At 62.3% G+C, this 12,390-nt stretch carries 14 protein-coding genes; 9 read left to right on the forward strand and 5 right to left on the reverse strand.

Features of this window, described 5'->3' with window-relative positions:
- Nucleotides 1–153: 153 nt before the first annotated feature.
- The 6 genes from E3N85_RS14170 (at nucleotide 154) to E3N85_RS14195 (ending at nucleotide 6,668) form a co-directional block, all read left to right on the forward strand.
- Nucleotides 154–2,451: an Ig-like domain-containing protein gene (locus tag E3N85_RS14170; RefSeq protein ID WP_134464214.1), complete on the forward strand. Its 2,298-nt coding sequence runs from the start codon at nucleotides 154–156 to the stop codon at nucleotides 2,449–2,451.
- 26 nt (nucleotides 2,452–2,477) lie between these two features.
- Nucleotides 2,478–3,404 (forward strand): Ppx/GppA phosphatase family protein, encoded by a 927-nt coding sequence (locus tag E3N85_RS14175; RefSeq protein WP_134464216.1) that lies wholly within the window; start codon nucleotides 2,478–2,480, stop codon nucleotides 3,402–3,404.
- A 180-nt stretch (nucleotides 3,405–3,584) separates the two neighbouring features.
- On the forward strand, nucleotides 3,585–4,028 hold the full coding sequence (locus E3N85_RS14180; RefSeq protein WP_134464218.1) for a hypothetical protein: 444 nt from the start codon (nucleotides 3,585–3,587) through the stop codon (nucleotides 4,026–4,028).
- 89 nt (nucleotides 4,029–4,117) lie between these two features.
- The gene (locus E3N85_RS14185) at nucleotides 4,118–4,714 is read left to right on the forward strand and encodes a DUF305 domain-containing protein (protein ID WP_241978518.1); all 597 of its coding nucleotides are present in this window, start codon (nucleotides 4,118–4,120) and stop codon (nucleotides 4,712–4,714) included.
- 141 nt (nucleotides 4,715–4,855) lie between these two features.
- Nucleotides 4,856–5,710: a M23 family metallopeptidase gene (locus E3N85_RS14190; RefSeq protein WP_134464220.1), complete on the forward strand. Its 855-nt coding sequence runs from the start codon at nucleotides 4,856–4,858 to the stop codon at nucleotides 5,708–5,710.
- Nucleotides 5,711–5,756: 46 nt separating this feature from the next.
- Nucleotides 5,757–6,668 (forward strand): F510_1955 family glycosylhydrolase, encoded by a 912-nt coding sequence (locus E3N85_RS14195; protein ID WP_134464222.1) that lies wholly within the window; start codon nucleotides 5,757–5,759, stop codon nucleotides 6,666–6,668.
- 27 nt (nucleotides 6,669–6,695) lie between these two features.
- Here the strand turns inward: E3N85_RS14195 and E3N85_RS14200 are convergent, their stop codons facing one another.
- The 4 genes from E3N85_RS14200 to E3N85_RS14215 form a co-directional block, all read right to left on the reverse strand.
- Nucleotides 6,696–7,703 carry a sensor histidine kinase KdpD gene (locus E3N85_RS14200; RefSeq protein ID WP_134464224.1) on the reverse strand — a complete coding sequence of 336 codons (1,008 nt, stop codon included), beginning with the start codon at nucleotides 7,701–7,703 and terminating at the stop codon, nucleotides 6,696–6,698.
- The gene (locus E3N85_RS14205; RefSeq protein ID WP_241978519.1) at nucleotides 7,700–8,374 is read right to left on the reverse strand and encodes a response regulator transcription factor; all 675 of its coding nucleotides are present in this window, start codon (nucleotides 8,372–8,374) and stop codon (nucleotides 7,700–7,702) included. Before E3N85_RS14205 ends, E3N85_RS14200 begins: the two co-directional genes overlap by 4 nt.
- Nucleotides 8,364–8,561, reverse strand: coding sequence for a hypothetical protein (locus E3N85_RS14210; protein WP_134464226.1), 198 nt, complete (start codon nucleotides 8,559–8,561; stop codon nucleotides 8,364–8,366). Before E3N85_RS14210 ends, E3N85_RS14205 begins: the two co-directional genes overlap by 11 nt.
- Nucleotides 8,562–9,077: 516 nt before the next feature.
- Nucleotides 9,078–9,638 (reverse strand): ArsR family transcriptional regulator, encoded by a 561-nt coding sequence (locus E3N85_RS14215; protein WP_134464228.1) that lies wholly within the window; start codon nucleotides 9,636–9,638, stop codon nucleotides 9,078–9,080.
- A gap of 314 nt (nucleotides 9,639–9,952) precedes the next feature.
- Here E3N85_RS14215 and E3N85_RS14220 point away from each other — a divergent pair, with 314 nt between their 5' ends.
- The 3 genes from E3N85_RS14220 (at nucleotide 9,953) to E3N85_RS14230 (ending at nucleotide 11,663) form a co-directional block, all read left to right on the forward strand.
- Nucleotides 9,953–10,180 carry a hypothetical protein gene (locus tag E3N85_RS14220; RefSeq protein ID WP_134464230.1) on the forward strand — a complete coding sequence of 76 codons (228 nt, stop codon included), beginning with the start codon at nucleotides 9,953–9,955 and terminating at the stop codon, nucleotides 10,178–10,180.
- A 139-nt stretch (nucleotides 10,181–10,319) separates the two neighbouring features.
- Complete coding sequence (locus E3N85_RS14225) at nucleotides 10,320–10,853, forward strand: hypothetical protein (RefSeq protein WP_134464232.1); 534 nt, start codon at nucleotides 10,320–10,322, stop codon at nucleotides 10,851–10,853.
- Between the two features lie 3 nt (nucleotides 10,854–10,856).
- Nucleotides 10,857–11,663, forward strand: a complete 807-nt coding sequence (locus E3N85_RS14230; RefSeq protein WP_134464234.1) for a hypothetical protein — start codon at nucleotides 10,857–10,859, stop codon at nucleotides 11,661–11,663.
- Between the two features lie 181 nt (nucleotides 11,664–11,844).
- On the opposite strand, the gene E3N85_RS14235 is transcribed toward E3N85_RS14230, so the two are convergent.
- Nucleotides 11,845–12,366 carry a GNAT family N-acetyltransferase gene (locus E3N85_RS14235; protein WP_134464236.1) on the reverse strand — a complete coding sequence of 174 codons (522 nt, stop codon included), beginning with the start codon at nucleotides 12,364–12,366 and terminating at the stop codon, nucleotides 11,845–11,847.
- Nucleotides 12,367–12,390 lie beyond the last annotated feature (24 nt).

The following is a 12,390-nucleotide window of genomic DNA, read 5'->3' on the forward strand; positions in this document are numbered from 1 at the left end:
GGCATCCGCTGCGCATCAAGGGTGGCACGTTTGCGGCCGCTCCACAGCAGCCCGGGAGGTGCCGAGAAGAATTCTCCTGGTTTGTTACTTTCTCGGTGTGCGGGAGGTTGACTTTACCGCCAGATAGCCCTGAACTAGGATCTGGGGGTAGTTGTGTCCGAATCAGCTCGTGTCGCGGTCTGGGGCGACTGGGCGCTCGCCCGACACGTCCGCAGCCGTGCAGCAGTCGCCGCTCTGCTGTTGGGCTGTGCGATTGCCCTCGCGGCACCCGTACTGTCCACGGCCAGGGCCGAAGAGGCCCCGGCGACCCCTGCGCCCCAATCAACGGTGGACTCGACAGTGAACTCAACGGTGGACTCGACGGTGGACTCGACCGCGCCGCCCACCGGCGAGCCCATCCCGAAGGCGACGACTTCGCCAGCCCCCAGTCCGCAGATCGACAACCCGGGCGACGGGCAATTCATCAGCAGTAATCGCACCACGGTAACGGGATCAAAGGCTGCTGACCAGGAAATTCAATTGCTGTCGCCGCGGGGCGGTGACCCGTTGTGCATCGTCAATGACTCGTCGACCGCGTGGAGCTGCGCCAATGTCTACCTGCAGAACGGCCCCACGATCAAGCTGCGGGTGGTGGTGACCGGTGACGCGACTCTGAGCGACGAGATTGCGGTCGCGGTCCTCGGCGCCCCCACGGTGCTCGGCGGCTTGACCGGGTCGGAATCCAACGGCTGGGTGCGCGGAACCGGGCATCCCCAGGCCATAGTGACGGCATTTCTGCCGAACGGTGAAAGTTGCTCCGGCACCGTGGACGGTTCCGGCACCTGGGCTTGCCTGTTCGAGGGCCTCCTCACGAACGGCAGCCGGGAAGTGACGGCGAACCAGATTTCTTCGTTCAGCAGCCCCTCATCGTCGAACTCGAGCACGCCGGTCACGATCGTGTTCGACGTGACCGCACCGGACGCGCCGGTCGTGACTACTCCGAGTGGTAGCGCGCAGGTTTCCGTTGCCGGTGCTCAGTACACCGGCACCGGGCAAACCGGCGCCACCGTGACGGTGTTCGCCGGCGCTTACTCGGTTTGCTCCGCCCCGGTGGTCGGCGGAACCTGGAGCTGCTCGGCTGGCGGAGTGGCCGCCGGATCGTATTCGGTGAGTGCCGTGCAGCAGGATGCCGCCGGTAATGTCAGCTCGGGCAGCACGCCCGTGTCGGTCAGCTACGTTTCCGACACCACCCCGACTGCGACACCTTCTGAGTCCGCCCCTGTAACGCCATCGGGCACGGCGGCTCCGGGCGGAGCGGCCGCGCCGTCACCGGAGGGTTCGGCGGCCGTGCCAGGCGCGACGGCCACGCCGTCGCCGAGCCCGGAGCCAAGTACCGGCGCGCCCGCCCCGGAAGCTAAGGAGCCGAAAGCTGCGGGCCCGAAAGTGGCGGAGGGGGCATCCGCTCTGCCCGGCCAGTGGGATGACCCGACCAGGTTTGCCGCGGCCATCGGCCCGAGCGGCAGCGGCTCGCCGTTTCCCTGGTTTCAAGCCGGCCTGCTCGCTCTCGGCGCGCTGCTGCTGATCGCGGTGCCCTCGCGCATGCTCGCGAGCACCATTTCGCGCACGCGTGACGGCCGTCCACGCCGGGTGCTGCCGCTACTGGCGGGTCGCAACCGGGTGCGCGAAGAATTTGAGGTCGCCCCGACGCTGCGGCTCAACAGGTGGGTGCGTGCCGGCGCGGCCCTGCTGGCTGCGGCAACATTCGTCATGCTGTCCGGGCCGATCGTGGACCAGCCGGCGTACCTCCGTCTGCTGGTCGCCGTAATCATCGGGCTCACGCTGGTCAACGCGGTGGCCAGCCTTGTCCCGTTGTGGTGGAGCTCGCGCGTGCTGCGGCTGCGCGGAACGGTGACGTTTTTACCGCGGTACCTGCTGCTCATCGCGGCCGCAGCGATCGCGTCCCGGGTGTTCGACGTGCATCCGGCCCTGTTGTTCGGGCTGCTCGGCAGTGTCACCCTGTCAGCCACAACGGATGCTGCGGGCCTGGCTGGCGCGCAGCCCACGAGTGCGCAGCGCGGCCAGCTCGCCGCGGTGCGGGTGGGGGCTCTCACAGTGCTGGCCGTTCTCGCCTGGTCGCTCGCGTCGCTGCTGCCCGGCGCGAATGATTTCGTCACCTCGCTCGCCGCAGAGACGGGCAATACGATCGTGCTCGCCGCCATCGGCTCGGCTGTCCTGATCATGGTGCCCATCGGCCACACCAGCGGGCACCGCATTCTGGCCTGGTCGCCGCTGGTGTGGACCGGCCTGACCGTTGTCGCTTACGGAATCTTGTTCGCGGCGCTTGCCCCGCTGGTCGAGCAAGTCCAGAGCGACGGCACCGGGACGGCGCTCTGGATCGTCGCCGCAACCTTCGCCGCCGTCTGCGCGAGCGCATGGACCTGGCAGCGTTTCGTCGAACCCCTTCGGCGTTAGCACGCTGCAGGCTGTAGCGTACACATGTGCGCCTAGGAGTTCTCGACGTCGGTTCGAATACCGTCCACCTGCTGGTTGTCGACGCGCACGAAGGCGCGCCGCCCGTGCCGATGGCCGCCGACAAGAGCGTACTGCGCCTCATGCGCTACATCACCCCCGAGGGCGCCATCAATGACGAGGGTGTCGCGGCGGTTCTTTCCGCCGTGCACCACGCAGCGGATGTCGCCCAGCAGCACGACGTTGACGAACTGTTGCCGTTCGCCACCTCGGCGCTGCGCGACGCGACCAACGGTCCGGAGCTGCTCGACCGGATCGAACGCGAGACCGGTGTCGCCCTGCAGGTCTTGTCGGGCGAGGACGAGGCCCGTCTGACCTTTTTGGCCGTCCGGCGCTGGTACGGCTGGTCGGCCGGCAATATTCTGCTCTTCGACATCGGTGGCGGGTCGTTGGAGATCGCCGCCGGCGGCAGCGAATTTCCCGACGTGGCCCTGTCGCTCCCGCTCGGTGCCGGGCGCAGCACGATCGGCTTTCTGCACCACGATCCTCCGCTGCCGGAGGAAGTGTCTGCATTGCGCAAGCACGCGGCATCCGTTCTGCGCGATGCGGTCGGCGCGTTCGCGCACTTGCCGCCTCCGCACCACATCGTCGGCTCGTCGAAGGCGATCCGTTCGCTCGCCCGCCTGGCTGGCACCACCTCGGATGGCGTGGGCGCCGCCGACCGGCTGCGCCTCGGCCGCACCGAACTCGAGGACTGGGTACCGCGCCTAGCCCGCATTCCGGCTGAGGCCCGCCCGGCGCTGCCCGGAATCACCGCGGACCGCACCTTTCAGATCGTGGCCGGCGGCATCGTGCTTGGTGCGGCGATGGCCGCATTCGGGGCCGCGGAACTCGAGGTGTCGCCCTGGGCGCTGCGGGAGGGTGTCATTCTGCGCTACCTCGACCGTTTGCGCTGATCGGTACGCGCGTTTCCGGTCACACCGACCTTTTGGAACCTCTGATGCGAAAACTGATCGCCGGCCTGTGTTGCACCGTCGTGAAAACCCGCGCTCAGGATTCACCGCTGGCCGTGCGGTACGCTAAACGGGTTGAGGTTGGCTGGCCATCCTTGAGCTGAAGGCTAAGAGGTAGGTGACATGACGTTGGATCGCGCGGTACGTCGGTCGGGCGCATCCGGTTCTCTATCGCCTTTCATCTCGCTACTCGCTCTTGCTGCGCTGCTTTTTGCAGTTTTCGCCTTCCATTCCGAGGCCACCGGGCATGCCATGCACACACCGGTTCCCGCCGCGTCAGCACTTGCCGGCCAACAGGCAGACGTTATGGTCATGGCGGCTGTCCTGGCCGCACCGGTGCTGGCTTCGATGTCTTCCGACAGCTTTGGTGGATCGCTTAAGTGCGCGCTATTCGCGATGACCTGCGTGCTGCTGCTCACCCTCGTCGTCATGGTTTCCCTGACTCGACTCCCGGCCAGGTATCGGCGCCCGCTCGATTTCGGTGGCGCCGCTCTGGAAATATGGCGCATCATTGCCATACCGCTCCCCCGCCCCAGCCTCACCCTTCTGTCCATCAGCCGCGTTTAGACCTGCCGCAGTTCCGAGCCAGTACGTGAATCGGAACCCTGCCGAACCTCGGCCACTCGGGTTTCAAATGCTTGACGACGAATGGATGAATGATGCTCAAACCGCGAACTTTTTTCTACGCTGCTGTGACCCTGGCGGCAGCTCTCACCCTCAGCTCGTGCGCTGGCGGCAGTCCCGCCACGGCGCCTGCGAGCCCTACCGGCAGCCAAACGACAGCCGCGTTCAATGCCGCCGACGTGACGTTTGCACAGGGGATGATCCCCCACCACGAACAAGCCGTTGCAATGAGCGACGACTTGCTCGCGAAAGACGGTCTCGATCAAAACGTCACCGCCCTTGCGACCGAGATCAAGGCCGCTCAGAAACCGGAAATTGCCCAGTTGAAGGACTGGTTGACGGCGTGGGGCGAAAACGAGAACGGCATGTCCGGCATGTCGGGCATGGGTGAGGGCTCCAACGGAATGATGTCCGACGATGACATGATGACGCTCCGCGACGCCTCCGGAACAGAGGCCAGCACCGTGTTTCTGCAACAGATGACTGCGCACCATCGGGGTGCTGTGGCGATGGCGCAGCTCGAAATAGATAACGGCGAAAATGCGGATGCGCGGGCGATGGCCGCCAACATCGTCAAGACCCAGACGGCTGAACTCGCCGTCATGGCCACGCTCCTGGCCTCGCCCTAAACCGGCTTGTTCCAGGCGGGGGCTTCCGCTGGAAGCTCCCGCTATCGAGATCATTTCCCGTTTTCTGAATCACCTGCAAGGACTTATTTATGCATTGCCGTCAATTTCCTCGACTGACGCGTGTTCCCGAGGCGGTGCTCCGTGGATAACACCGGTCACGTCGCCACGGCGCCGCAAGTCTCCGGAGCGCTGCCACCACTGTCGCGCCGCGACATGCGCACACTGGAGAACCAGCTCCGCGCGCGCCGATCCGGCCCAACTGAATCAGCCGCACCGCCGGGGCGAGCAGTTCGCCGGCCCGTCCCACAGCGCCAACGTGCTGCGGCCGTCAGCGCCATGGCGATGATCGCTCTCTTCGCGATCAGCACGTCTTTGCCCGCGCTTGCGGTCGACCCGCACACACCGCAAGCCGCAACGCCTGCCGCGGCCGAGGTAGGCGATCTCCAAAGCGTCAGTGCCGCCGGTACCACAACGGCACCCATCCAACGCGACGGGTACACCATCACGGAAGCACCCGAACCCGCGTCATACACCGAAGTCGCCAGCAACGGGGAATGGGCCAGCCTGAGTCCGGGGCAGCTCAGCGATCAGGGCTGGGCGTTACCCGTTTTGGGCCGACTATCGAGTCCGTTTGGTTCGCGCCCGAACAAGCCCGTTGACGGTGTGGGCGACTTCCACAATGGCACCGATATTGCCGCTCCCTGCGGCCAGCCGGTGTTCGCCGCGAATGGCGGAAAAGTTGTCGACTCCGGTTATCAAGGCTCTTACGGCAACTGGGTTCTCATCGACCACGGCAACGGCATCGAGACCGGATACGCCCACAACAGTCAGCTCCTCGTCGACGTCGGACAGCTCGTCGTGGCCGGTGAAATCATTGCCCTGGTGGGATCGACGGGTGCGTCCAGCGGCTGCCACGTGCATTTTGAAACCCGCAGCGACGGTGACGGTATCGATGCCGTGCCCTTCATGAGCGCCCGAGGAGTCACTCTTGGCTAGATTTCGCCGGTCACGACTCCGAATTTGTGCACTGGCCCTACCTCTTGTGGGCATCATTGCCCTCACGGGGTGCGCTGCCACTACCCCCGGTTCTATCGCGGTTGCGCCGGACACCGACCCGGTTGAGAATGCTTTTGAGCATGTGCACGGTTTGGGCGCCGATCCCCTGACCGGTCATACCTATGCGGCCACCCACCAGGGCGTATGGCTCATCCCGACCAGTGTTCTGCCCGACACCTATCTGGCCGGGGCGCCACGAGCCGACACGATCCAGCCCGTGCAGATCGCCGGCCGCGCCCAGGACACGATGGGATTCACCCTGGCAGCGCCCGGCCAGTTGTTGGCGTCTGGCCACCCTGATCCGGCTGAGCAGACCAACCTGGACCTCCCCAATCTGGGACTCATTTCCAGCACAGACGGTGCGTCGTCCTGGACGGCACTGTCGCGGGAGGGCGTGACCGACTTTCACGATCTGGATGCCGTCCCGCTCGACGACGGCTCCCTGCGCGTCTACGGTTATGACGCCGCCGCTGGGGAGATCTCGGTCAGTGACGACTCCGGCCTCACTTGGTCGTCGCGAGCGGTGCTCGAACTCCGCGACCTGAGCGCGGATCCGTCACAGGCCGATCATCTCTATGCCACGACAGCTTCGGGGCTCATGATGAGCACCGATGCGGGCCGATCGTTCAGCCCACTGGCTGGAGCTCCGGCACTTCTCCTGGTGGATACTGTCAGCGCCGATACTGGCGGAGGATTGGTCGGTCTAGACCCCAGTGGCGGGGTTTGGCGACAGGACGCCGAGACGTGGACGCAGACCGGAACGACCGGTCGTACTCCCGAAGCGTTCACCGCCGTCGGCGGCTCCTCACCGTGGATCCTCGTCGCGGACGCCACCGGCATTGCCGCCAGCGACGACTACGGGGTCACCTGGACCGCCGTGGTATCGCTGTCCAGTTAAGGGGTGCCGGTCGATCGCCGACCACAGTCATATTTGCTTCGCCCGCGGAAATGTAAGCCCGATCTCCGTGCCCGCGGCGGAACCGTCCACCACGTCCACAGATCCGCCGTAGCGCACCGCGATCTCCCGCACGAGGGACAGGCCGATACCAAACCCGGTGCGGGCATTGCCACCGCCGTCCACCGGAGCACCGGAGTGTGCGAACCGATCAAAAACACGGGCCGGGTCGATACCTTGAATACCGGGGCCGTGGTCACGCACCGTGACCGACACCGTCTTCTTAGTCACGGCCACGTGCACGGTGATGACAGATCCACTCGGCGCGAACCGCACCGCGTTGTCCAGCAGGGCCACGACGCACCTGGTCATACTGGATGCTGGCATGCGCGCAGACCCGGGATCCGGAGCATCCAATTCAATGGTGATGTGTTTCTTGACAGCGATGAGCGCCATCGACTGCACGGCGGCATCAACCGCAGCGGGCACATCGACGATGCCAGTGTCCTGCATCGCCGCACCACCGATTTCCGCCGATTCGAGAAGCTCGTTGACGATGTGGATGAGGTCCTTCGCGTCGCTGCGCAGCTCCGCGACGACCGCGGTGGATGGGTCGCCTGAAGGCAGGGCGCGTTGCAGAATTTGCAGGCGGGCATCCAGCACCGCGAGCGGGGTTCGCAGTTCGTGACTCGCGTCGGCGACAAAGGCGCGCTGGATGCGCAGCACCTCGCCGAGGGGTTGCACGGCTCGTCGGGTGACCAGCCAACTCATCACGCCAGCCAGCAGGATCAGGGCCACGCCCAAAACCATGGCCGCGCGCAGAAGCTTGACGGCGCTGACCTGCAGGTTGTCGATGTCCGGCACCCGTTCAAACAGCTCACCGGGCGAAATTTCGGACAGGATGTAGACGAACACGGCAAGGATGACGACCGCGACAACGGCCGCGCAGACGGCCGCGATGCGAGTACCGACGATACGTGAGGCCCGACGGATGGCAAGGATGTCACTGTCAGCGACGGGGAGTGTACTGCGGGTCATGGTTGTCCTAAGCGGTAGCCCTGACCACGCACGGTGAGAACAATGTTGGTGTCTGTCTTGCGCCGTAGGTAGTGCACGTAGGTGTCCACCGTTCCGGTGGTGTCTGTAGTGCTGAAGACGGCGTGCAGGATCTGCTGGCGGGAGAATGTGCGCTTCGGGGCTTCAGCCAGGAGTTTGAGTAGTTCGTTCTCCTTGATTGTCAGCAGGATGCGTCCGTCATATGGGGAATAGATCGTACGACTGTCCGGATAGTACTCCCACCCACCCACGAGCAAGGTGCGGCCCTCCCCGGTGAAGACCCGACGGATGGCTCGTAACCGGGCAAAAAGCTCTTCAAACTCGAATGGTTTGACGAGGTAGTCGTTGGCGCCGATATCGAGCCCGGCCACTTTGTCGCCGGTGGTCCCCAGAGCCGTGAGGAGCAGGATGGGGGTGGTGATCAGCTTGCGGCGGAGGGCTTTCACGACTCCCAAACCGTCCAGCGCGGGCAGGCGCCGGTCGATGACCATCACCTCGAACTCGCCGGCAAGGCTGACGGCGAGACCTTCCGCACCGTCGGCGACCAGTGTGACATCGTAAATCTCCGTGAGCACGTCCTTGATCATGGGCCCGAGCTTTGCATCGTCTTCGATTAGCAACAGTCGGGCGCGAGTCATGATCTCACCGGGCATCCGAGATTCCTCCATAGGGGCGTCCAGCGCGGAGGCCGGATCGACGTTCGCTCAAGTGTGCCATCAACAGCATCCATGCAGCATTCACCAACGACGCCGCGGCGATCGAATAGACGATCGACATCGCCACGTCGAACGGGTAATGCACCCCTAGATACACCGGGGAGGCTGCGGTGCCGAGCACCACAGCCGTGCCCGCTCCCTCAGGAACGGCCGCCACCCGTGGCCGGTCACGACGATGATAATGCCCACGAGTCCCTCTTTTCGTCGCAGGACCTTCCAAGAAATGGACTCTGCCGCTGCCGCAGCTCGGAGCGGATTGATGTGGCCGGGCCCTCAACGTGACGTCGGCCAATATTTCTGATGGTGCCGGCACTGGGACTTGAACCCAATTGCGGGGCCAATCACCGCCCGGCGAACGGGCAACTTCCGCGTAAGATCAACGATCTTTGATCACTTGGGCAGTGCCACAATCACGTCATTTTCTTACGTTTGTGGGTAAAGTGTGGGCAAAGTGTGGGCAACCCCGAGGGCACGTTGCGGCCAGTTCACTGGTCAATAGGTAGGGTCGCTGCTGCAGTGAGGTGCACCTAGGCCTGCGCAAGGTGACGTTCGGCAAGGTCGCGGTTGGCGGCGACCCGCGTGAGACGACCTGGTTTGAGAAGCAGGTCGACCTCGGCTCTCCCGTGGTCCCAACCGTTGATCATGGCTGATCCTCCCGAAGTTCAAGACTCACGATCGGACGTTCGGTCAGCGTGCGCAAGAACGGGTCCGTGCTGGCAGCTTGCCACGCGGCCGCGCTTACGATTTGAACGTTCACCTCACGTCCAAGACTGGCGCCCGCGAGGCGTGCCGCCTCGTTGACAGCGCCACGGGGCGGGTTCCCGACGATGAGCACGTCGATGTCTGCCGGAGCGTCACCCGGCTCCCCAGCGCGGCGGGCGGCCCAGGAACCGGAGATGAAGGCCTGATCGATTCCGGATATCCCCGCCAGATGCTGGGGAATCACGACGGCCGGCCCGTACGTCAGAGCGAGCAGCTCAGCGAGGGGCCGGGAGGCGGGTGCATCCGCGGGCACTCGCACCTCGACGGACTGACCGCGCTTCTCCGTGCTGGCAAGTCCCATTTGGATAATGCGAGAAACTTCTCGGTGAGCGCTCGCATATGGTGACTTGGCGGCGCGAGCGAGTTCGGCGATCGTGAATGACCGATCGGCATTCAGGAACAGCCGTGCGAGAATCTCTCCCTGGGCGGCGTTCCGCAAGGGCAACCTTGAACGGCATGCCAGAGGTTCCCGGCTGTCAGGAGGCAATCGCACTAAGCAGGGATGGCGGGTTGATGCTCCGCTACCCCAGAACACATCGCTGCAGGGCCTTCCCATAACGAGCCGATATGTCTATAGTTTTTTTGTTTTCATAGTTGACGAAAGATGATTTACAGAATAGACACTAGTAGTTGAACCGATACGACTCGCCTATCTGTGGAACGGCCCGCTTGATTATGAGCGGCCGCAAGTCATCCTGGATTCATAGTGAGAGCGCGTCGACACGCCCTCCGAGCCCGAAAGACGGAACGCACATGGCTATCAGCCTCACCGATGTCGAACTCTCGACCCTCGACAGCCTCATCACCCCTGTCGACCCCAACGACGACTGGATCGTCACGGACGGCGGTTCGGCTATCCGTTGCGACATAGAGGGTATGAGCGAAGAGCTTGCAGAAGTTCCTGTAGAGCACCGATCGGCACAGACGTTGGAGGTCCTTCGGGCCTACCAAGCGGACGCTAGTGCCGCCCGATCGAAATGACCAGAACTTTGCTTCGAATTCGCAAATCATCAACAGCTGCCTGCTACCAGAATCGGTAAACGATCCCGCCACGAGTTCGTTCGTCAAGTCGCTTCCGTTACAAACTGTTCGCCGACCGATTCGATCTGAGGAAGATCACATGATGATTGATATCGCAAGCTCCGTATTCGGCGTTATTGGAATCGTTGTTTTCTCTGTCTGGTTTTTACTGACGATCGCTTTTCAGAAAAATAATCGGCTCAGCCGGCTAACTACACGGTTTGACCGATTCACACTCATACCAAAATGGTCATTTTTTACGCCAGATCCCGGTGCGAGTAACTATCACTTTGTTTATCGCAGTCGCGACGATGAAACGAGCGTCAGTCCATGGTTGGAGTTGAATTTATCCCCGAGAGGAATTCTCTTTCCCCTTTGGAACCCTCGAAAACGCTACCGAGAGGGCATGATCGAATTGTTTCAGCTGCTGGCGCTTTCCAGTATCAACTGCTCTGCAGAGCGGCTTCAGTTCACCGCGCCATACATAATCTTGCTTGACGTTGCGCGCAAGCGACTCGGAGGTTCATTGTCGTCGCCGGCGTTCTACCAGTTTGCTTTGGTTGAAACACGCGGTCCAAGCGGAGCCTCTGTGCCACGCGTTCGTTTTTATTCGCTGACTCACCCGGTGTCATAAGCCATGTTGACAATCGAAAGCGCCGCACGAATTACCGCCGTCATCGTGGGAATAGGCATTCTTCAAGGTTCTTTGCAATTGCTTTTGAGTTTGAAAGAATTCGGCTCGAGCGGGCTGTTTGACTGGAATAGCAGACAGATCCTCGCTAGGTCACACGGTGCGTCACGTGGATGGATGGTCGGGCACAGCGGCTCAGTGTGGCTACGTATTGTTGTGATTGTTCGAATCGTCTGTTCTATAGCGCTAATCACTCCGTTTCAAAGCAACCTGCTCTACGCCAGTTACGCAACGATCATTTTGCTATCAAGCCTTTTCCTGGCCTATCAAATTCGCTATGGCAAAGATGGCTCCAATCAAATATCGTTCATCATCCTTGCGGGCTTGGCATTCACCTTCCTGCTCCCAACGTCGAGTCCTTTTCAAGCCGTGGGTTTGTATTTCATCGCGGCGCAGGCTTTGTTGGCATATTTCGCTGCGGGAATATCGAAGATATCCAACGCACAGTGGCGTCAAGGATCAGCGCTGCAAAGCATTCTCAACACCGCTACTTATGGACACTCCACGGCCGCAGCCGTACTTCGTAGACGACCTTGGCTTGGAGGCTTCGTCGGATGGTCAGTTATCGTCGTGGAGATCATTTTTCCGGTAGCCCTTGTGGCTCCCCCTGGCGTACTGGTAGCGCTGCTTTTTGCCGGGGCCATGCTCCATCTCGGAACAGCCGTGCTGATTGGCCTCGACACTTTCTTTTGGGCCTTCACCGCGACATTTCCGGCGATCATCTTCGTGCACGGGGTTCTCCTCGGCAGATAAAACAGCAGTGAAGTGTTAGGACATTTCATCGCTTTTTCGGTGAAAAGATTCTGTTGGGCGAACTACTCACCCCGTAGTGGTTTTCGATCAAGGCGTTCGTGGTGGAGATGATGTGCGACGCAGATCGCGGTTCCCGTGTTCTCCGTTCTGAGGTCAGCCGGCTGGCTCACAGGAGGGACCCTCAGCGGGGCAACTCATCGGTTAGGTCGAAGTTCATTTGAATACGCCGGCCGTACCCGAGTCCTCGCTTTTGCTCCGCCAATAACTGATCTCGAAGAAAATCAGAATCGGGATCATGCTCGAGAAAACCACAGCTCGAGTAGAAAGGGGCGTTCCATGGAACGTCCGCGAAGGTTCGCAGGGTGACGCGTTTGCATCCGCGCAGTCGTGATTCCTTCTTGACTGCTTCGACGAGTGCGCGCCCATGCCCGCGATGCGCCGCTGACGGCCTGACCGATAGCTGCTCAAGATGATTGCTGCCAGGGACTTCGAGGACGTGGGCAAACCCGATCGGGTTCGATCCCGGATTGTCGCTGGCTACGAGGATGAAGCCACTCTGCTGTGATGGCTCGACATATGAACGGGCAGGCCGCCAGCCGACTATCGAGAACACGGTCGCGAACAGCGCGTCAGCTTCATTCTCGATCGTTTCAAGAAGTTCCAGATCGTCAGCCGTCGCCTGTCGAACAAATGTCTTCCACATGACTCCGAACGTAGCGTGAGGAAG

The organism is Cryobacterium sp. Hz9 (assembly GCF_004402825.1).
In the GTDB taxonomy this organism is placed as follows: domain Bacteria; phylum Actinomycetota; class Actinomycetes; order Actinomycetales; family Microbacteriaceae; genus Cryobacterium; species Cryobacterium gelidum.

What these genes read in the sequence shown, in the direction of transcription:
- E3N85_RS14180 (WP_134464218.1), top strand. Translation starts at nt 3,585, where the DNA reads ATGACGTTGGATCGCGCGGTACGTCGGTCGGGCGCATCCGGTTCTCTA.
- E3N85_RS14185 (WP_241978518.1), top strand. Translation starts at nt 4,118, where the DNA reads ATGATGCTCAAACCGCGAACTTTTTTCTACGCTGCTGTGACCCTGGCG.
- E3N85_RS14200 (WP_134464224.1), bottom strand. Translation starts at nt 7,703, where the DNA reads ATGACCCGCAGTACACTCCCCGTCGCTGACAGTGACATCCTTGCCATC.
- E3N85_RS14205 (WP_241978519.1), bottom strand. Translation starts at nt 8,374, where the DNA reads ATGCCCGGTGAGATCATGACTCGCGCCCGACTGTTGCTAATCGAAGAC.
- E3N85_RS14220 (WP_134464230.1), top strand. Translation starts at nt 9,953, where the DNA reads ATGGCTATCAGCCTCACCGATGTCGAACTCTCGACCCTCGACAGCCTC.
- E3N85_RS14225 (WP_134464232.1), top strand. Translation starts at nt 10,320, where the DNA reads ATGATGATTGATATCGCAAGCTCCGTATTCGGCGTTATTGGAATCGTT.
- E3N85_RS14230 (WP_134464234.1), top strand. Translation starts at nt 10,857, where the DNA reads ATGTTGACAATCGAAAGCGCCGCACGAATTACCGCCGTCATCGTGGGA.
- E3N85_RS14235 (WP_134464236.1), bottom strand. Translation starts at nt 12,366, where the DNA reads ATGTGGAAGACATTTGTTCGACAGGCGACGGCTGACGATCTGGAACTT.